A 5,996-nucleotide genomic window follows, 5' to 3' on the forward strand; every position below is an offset into this window, starting at 1 on the left:
GGGCATCCGCGACGACTGTTTCGACTGCCGCAGCCACACCATTGGACTGAGCCGTCAGCGCATCCAACACGCTGCGCGCTTCTTCCCGAGAATGCTCAAGTCCCTTTATCGTATCCTGTAATCGAACATGCGTGGTCATTATTTCGTGATCAGCATCACCAACTCTTTTGATGAGTTCTTGTGTCATCAGAGCATGCCGCGCCTGAAGGTCCACGACAAATGGCGACGACTCGGTTAGACTAAAGTGATCAAAATAGTTGGGACCAGGGCCAAATGAGCTCTTGAGCTGCTCCTTGTCCAACCGAACATAAAATCGGTTTAGCCCATCAAAGTAAGCAAACTCATATCCACGATTGAGCACTTCCGACTCCCAAAAGCCATGAGTCTCCTTCGATGAAAGAGGCCTAGTGCTTTCTACCAAAAGCACCCATGGCCGAACCGAACTCTCGCCCCAACTTTTGAGAACATCGCCCTCCATTCCTTCCACATCGATTTTTAGCCAATGAATATCGGGAACGTCCAAATCGTTGAGTATTTTTTCGAGCGTAATAGTTGGAACGCGAATTGTCTCATGAACATAGCCCGAATCGATATGCTTCTCAGCCACCTCTAGGTTGGACGTGGATAGCCCCGTACCTTCAAAGTACACGAGTTGTAATTTCGACTTTTTCGTGGAAACAGCGGCTCGTATGACTTTTTCGTCCGGACGTTGCTGCTCTAATTTGTCGGCAAATTCTGCAGCAGGTTCGACATGAACCCCCCGCCAGCCGCGATCATAAAAAAGCTTACTTACCGAATCTCGAGTTGGATCATTTGCACCAATGTCGATATAGAAACCGTTCTTTATTTGTTTGAGCGCCCGCCATAGGATAATATCCTCAAAGTTCTGAGCATAAGAAGTGTTCATATTCACGCCCCTTGGAACAAGGAATCGTGAGCTGTGTTTAGAGATATAACCGGCAACGCCAAACCAAAATCGGCCTCTTTAAAGGCAGCTACTATCAGGCCATCGCCGCTGTAGGATTCATCGACGCTATGCTGGGCCAGCACCTTGCCACCCATCGATTCAATAAGGCTGGCACAATCTTCGTGAGTAGTGCGAGATCCTGAAATCGAATGGTGATGAGTTGAAATCATAATGAATCTTGGTCGCTCGCCAGCCGAGTGATTGGACATTGATTTCAAAAATTCCAGTTCCACACCTTGAGCGTCGCAATGGAGAAATTCTATTGGCGCAGCTCCATTCTGACGTAGCACGGTTCCGTAATTCCATTGAGGCAGATTTCTTAGTTCACCCAGAGTCTCACAGATGGCCGAATGGTTTTCTTCTTCCGTTCCGCCAACCCAAGCTTCGAACCACTTGATCCGATGAGAAAGATTGTTCAACTCGGCGTTTTTTCTCCCGATTTGTAAGTTTAAAGGGTCCGGCTCCACACACAAGGCATTGCTGTTCGGAACAGCCTTAAGAAACCACAATGAAAAATAGGCCCAATACGCGCCAAGCTCAATCATTGTTGTTCCCGGTTTCACGTGGTTCATAAGAGCGTCAAAGAGCAATTCCTCCTGCGGTTCGTGATGCCCGCTCAAATCTCGTATAATTTTGGTCATCCATGCACCATGATACCCGCCGGCAACCACTTTCAAACCGTTGTGCATGGTCTGAACAGAAATTCCATCCTCGGAATTGACCTGGCCAGCTCTAGGGACTTTAGGAATGTTGAGGGAATCCTGGCAACTAGCTGTCATCGCCGCACGCGCCCATTCGGTCATGCTAAATGACCTTCTCGAGTTGAAGGTCACCCCCAGAGCGCTTGTTCCAAAGAATGTTGGAAGATCTATATTAATTACGTCAAAAATAATGACGTTATCTGACCATTCGAAATTTCGCGATGTGTGACTCTCGGAATCGGTCAGCGCGTACGTAATCGAGTAGGAACCGGGACCGAGGTCGCATTTGAATGTAATTTCAAATTCGATATACTCGAATTGCTCAATGCCCTCTTCGTGCTGACGAGTATAAGCTGTATTACTCCCCCAGACGACATGCCCAAGCCGATCACGAATCATCACCCCACATACCAGTTTATCAATCGGCACACTTGCTCGCGCAATCAGTAAGACTTTGACTGCCTGACCCACACCAACCGTTGACACAGGCAGATTCGACACAGAATCAAGCAACTCCGCGGTTACCATTTTCACTTCTCGCGTTCCAGAGGTAGTGTGTAACCATCCCTCTTTGCCGCGCCGCTGTTCGATGGAGAGTTTACTGTTCTCCTTCTCTGCGATCATGGCGTTATAATAGTCAACAACTTCGTCCGGCTGGCCGTCTTTGATCATGCGGCCTTTGTCCAACAGGATGACACGGTCGCACAGCTCCCTAACCGATGACATCCCGTGCGTGACGAACAAGATCGCCGCACCCTGATCGCGGAATTCACGAATACGATTGAAACTCTTGTGCTGGAAATAGGAATCACCGACCGACAGGACTTCATCCACGATGAGAAGTTCCGGGCGCACAGCCGTTGCCAGCGCAAAGGCCAATCGCGCCATCATGCCGCTAGAATAAGTTCTGACAGGCAGATCAAAATGTTCGCCGATCTCGGCGAAATCCTCGATCCACGGCATTAATTTCCTAAGTTCACTGTCGAAATGTCCGAGCAGCCCGCCGGAGTGCATGACGTTCTGCCGTCCGGTAAATTCAGCATTGAACCCCAGGCCAAGCTCCAGGATTGCGCTGATGCGGCCACTGACGTGCACTTTACCCTCAATAGGCTGGACCGTACCAGAAATCATCTTGAGAAGCGTGCTTTTGCCGGCTCCGTTCTGGCCGATCAAGGCGACTGTTTCTCCGGACTTCATGGCAAAGCTGACATCACGGACTGCCCAGAACTCGGACTTGCTCTTTACCGGCATTCCGAACCAGCGCGCAAAGCGCGAGAATTCCGAAGAATAGGTCGGGTAACATTTTCCGATGCGGGCGACATTGAGAATTTCCTGCATCATAGAACGTCCACTATTTCAGGGCTCGCGCGACGGAATAGGAACACCGCGACGAGCAAGAGCACGATTGACAAGGTCGCAGGATATTGAAGCGACACGAAGTCCGGCCATTTATTATATAGCATGATGTCCTGATAAAATTGCACTACAGGTAGCATCGGATTGTAGGAGATGATCGTCTGCATGGCATCTGGCAACACGTGAAATGGATACACAATAGGAGTCAGCCAAAACCATAGCTGCAGGACGACCAGCATGAATTGTCCCACGTCGCGGACGAAGACATTCAACACACCAAGAATAATGCCCAGTCCAAATGCGAAAGCTGCTGTCAAAATGATCCCGACCGGCAAGGCTATCCATGGGAGGGACGGGAAGTGACTGAAGAAAGCAAACACCATGACGGAAGCTGCTAGTAATAGCAGGTGATTGATGAGCGCGCCGCCCAGCACGATCAAAGGCAGGGCAACACGCGGGAATGCAATCTTCTTCATGGTGTTCGAATATTCCAAGAAGATGTTCAGGCAGCGTAAAGTAATCTCCGTAAACAGCCCCCAGCTCGCGATACCTGCCATGAGATAGATCGCGTAGGCGGCATCGTTTTCTACTCCTCCCACCTTGGCACCAAGTATCTTGGACAGGACAAGGGCATAGATCGCGGCCATTGCTAGTGGATTTAGGATGTGCCAGAGGGCGCCCATTTTGGAACTTGCGAACCTGCCTTTGAGCTCACCGCGGATGGAGGAAAGAATAAACTGCCTGTAGCGCCATGCAGAGCTGGCATGTCCTATCATCATCTCAGAAAATACCTTGTATGTTATCTTCTCATGGACCTGAAAATCGGCTAAATCCAGCATCAATCGACAGGCGTAAGCCGTGTCAAAATTGCCGAATCGACGGGTTCGCGGCAAAATAGTCTCACTCCGGTTTTTCCGTGTTTGATCCAGCATCAAATGACGCCGTCACCCGCGCTTGCGCAAGGGTATCGCGCAGCGTCACGTCAAACCCGATCTGCTGTTGCCAGCCCAACACAGATCCAATGCGTGAAATGTCACCAAAGGCTCGTTGAACGTCGTTTGGTCGCAACCGTTTGGCGTCTGTTTCAATCGATATCTGGTGGTCAGAACAGGCTCGAAGGCTGTCGACGATGCTTTGAATTGACCGAGGCGTGCCTGACGCAATATTGAACACATTATTGCCCCCCCAATCGAGTGGCTGATGGCACGCAAGCACATAAGCCCGAACGACATCCCGGACGTCCAGAAAGTCCCGCTCCGCCTCAAGATTTCCCACCTGTATAACCGGCGGCTGGGCGCCTGCTTCAATACGCGCAATCTGTTCTGCAAAAGCAGCAACAACATAAGCGGGCGATTGGCCCGGACCGGTGTGATTGAAGGCACGAAACCTAACAACTTTAAGACCATCGGTTGCCATCTGCCCCAGCAGCAGGTCAGCAGCCGCCTTCGTTGCCCCGTATGTGGACATTGGTCTTAGTGCCACACTTTCCAGAATGGGCAGATGCTCGTCATTAAAACTCGCGCCATAGGCTTCAGAGCTTCCCGAAAAGATCAACCGCGTATCAGGCGCCACATCGAGAATCGACTCCCCCAAATAACGCGCACTTTCAAAGTTTGTGGTCCAGGCCGCATCATGGTTGGCACGGGCCTTTGCCGGCTCGGCGACTGCCGCGAGATGTATCACCGCAGACGGCTGGACATCAGCTAGCAACGAGCGAACGGCCCGCCGATCTGTCACGTCCCCAACTGCCGTACGAACATTACTGGCAGCCACCGTTTCGCCTCTACGGCTGAGCGCATAAATCTGATCGGCAGACAAGCCGGAAGCCAAGAGGGCATCAATGCAGAACCTCCCGACGAAGCCCGCTGCCCCAGTCACCAGGATTTTGTCTTGACTACCGAATGCCATGCGATGCTCTCAACAAAAACGTCCTCTCAGCTTGCAAGGAAGTTAACTCAACCGTTTCAAATCGGCATCCACCATTTCGACAATCATCTGATCCAGTGTCACTTCGGGCTCCCAACCGAGCTTGGCTTTCGCTTTGGCTGGATTGCCGAGCAATACGTCCACCTCAGCCGGGCGGAACAGAACCGGGTCGATCACAAGGTGGTCCTCCAGCGCAAGCCCGACATGGCTAAATGCGATCTTGCACATATCCCGCACCGTCGTCGTAACGCCTGTTGCAATCACGTAATCATCGGCAACATCCTGCTGCATCATCAGCCACATCGCGCGAACATAATCTTTGGAGTGTCCCCAGTCGCGCTTTGCGTCGATATTGCCCAGGCGCAATTCCTTCGCCAGGCCGAGCTTGATACGCGCAACCCCGTCGGTCACCTTGCGTGTCACGAACTCGATGCCGCGCAGTGGTGACTCGTGGTTGAAGAGAATGCCGCTGGAAGCATGCAGGTTGAAGCTCTCGCGGTAGTTGATCGTGATCCAGTGCCCGTACAACTTTGCGACCGCATAAGGCGAGCGCGGATAGAAGGGGGTGGTCTCAGACTGCATGTCTTCCTGGATCAGCCCGTACATTTCGGAGGAAGAGGCCTGATAGAAGCGCGCGTGAGGTGCTTCGATGCGCATGGCTTCCAGGATGTTTGTCACGCCTATAGCGGTCACTTGGCCCGTCAGAAGCGGCTGCTGCCACGAAGATTTCACGAATGACTGCGCGGCAAGGTTGTAGATTTCGTCGGGGCGAATGTCCTTAATGGTGCGGATCAGGCCAGACAGATCGGTGAGATCGCCATCAATCAGTTCCACGTCCCTATCGACGCCGAGCCATTTCAAGCGAAGGTCATTTATTTCCGACGTGCTGGAGCGACGCACGAGGCCCGTGACGCGATACCCCTTCTCGAGCAACAACTGCGCAAGGTAGGCACCATCCTGACCTGTTATACCGGTTACAAAGGCCGATTTCCGATCTGCCATTCTTACGCGCTCCTGGGTAGCGTCCCGGGACTTGGTGTAAATTC

General features: G+C 51.9%; 4 protein-coding genes and 1 pseudogene. All 5 read right to left on the reverse strand.

Annotated elements, in window-relative coordinates; translation table 11 throughout:
• Window positions 1-907, reverse strand: a 907-nt coding sequence (locus HOC_RS19725) for an FkbM family methyltransferase (protein ID WP_156950568.1), incomplete at its 3' end; no start/stop codon positions are given.
• An 896-nt stretch (window positions 908-1,803) separates the two neighbouring features.
• Window positions 1,804-3,006, reverse strand: a pseudogene (locus HOC_RS23025) (ABC transporter ATP-binding protein); the annotation flags it as partial.
• Window positions 3,006-3,800: an ABC transporter permease gene (locus HOC_RS19735; RefSeq protein ID WP_035541947.1), complete on the reverse strand. Its 795-nt coding sequence runs from the start codon at window positions 3,798-3,800 to the stop codon at window positions 3,006-3,008. The pseudogene HOC_RS23025 and the gene HOC_RS19735, both read right to left, overlap by 1 nt.
• A gap of 124 nt (window positions 3,801-3,924) precedes the next feature.
• Window positions 3,925-4,932, reverse strand: coding sequence for a GDP-mannose 4,6-dehydratase (locus tag HOC_RS19740; protein ID WP_084146493.1), 1,008 nt, complete (start codon window positions 4,930-4,932; stop codon window positions 3,925-3,927).
• A 42-nt stretch (window positions 4,933-4,974) separates the two neighbouring features.
• On the reverse strand, window positions 4,975-5,952 hold the full coding sequence (gene gmd / locus HOC_RS19745; RefSeq protein WP_035541938.1) for a GDP-mannose 4,6-dehydratase: 978 nt from the start codon (window positions 5,950-5,952) through the stop codon (window positions 4,975-4,977).
• Between the last annotated feature and the right edge of the window lie 44 nt (window positions 5,953-5,996).

It is taken from the genome of Hyphomonas oceanitis SCH89 (assembly GCF_000685295.1).
Taxonomy (GTDB): domain Bacteria; phylum Pseudomonadota; class Alphaproteobacteria; order Caulobacterales; family Hyphomonadaceae; genus Hyphomonas; species Hyphomonas oceanitis.

Bases quoted from the DNA above. Each gene is read 5' to 3' on its own strand.
- HOC_RS19735 (WP_035541947.1), bottom strand. From the start codon at position 3,800: ATGATAGGACATGCCAGCTCTGCATGGCGCTACAGGCAGTTTATTCTT.
- HOC_RS19740 (WP_084146493.1), bottom strand. From the start codon at position 4,932: ATGGCATTCGGTAGTCAAGACAAAATCCTGGTGACTGGGGCAGCGGGC.
- gmd (WP_035541938.1), bottom strand. From the start codon at position 5,952: ATGGCAGATCGGAAATCGGCCTTTGTAACCGGTATAACAGGTCAGGAT.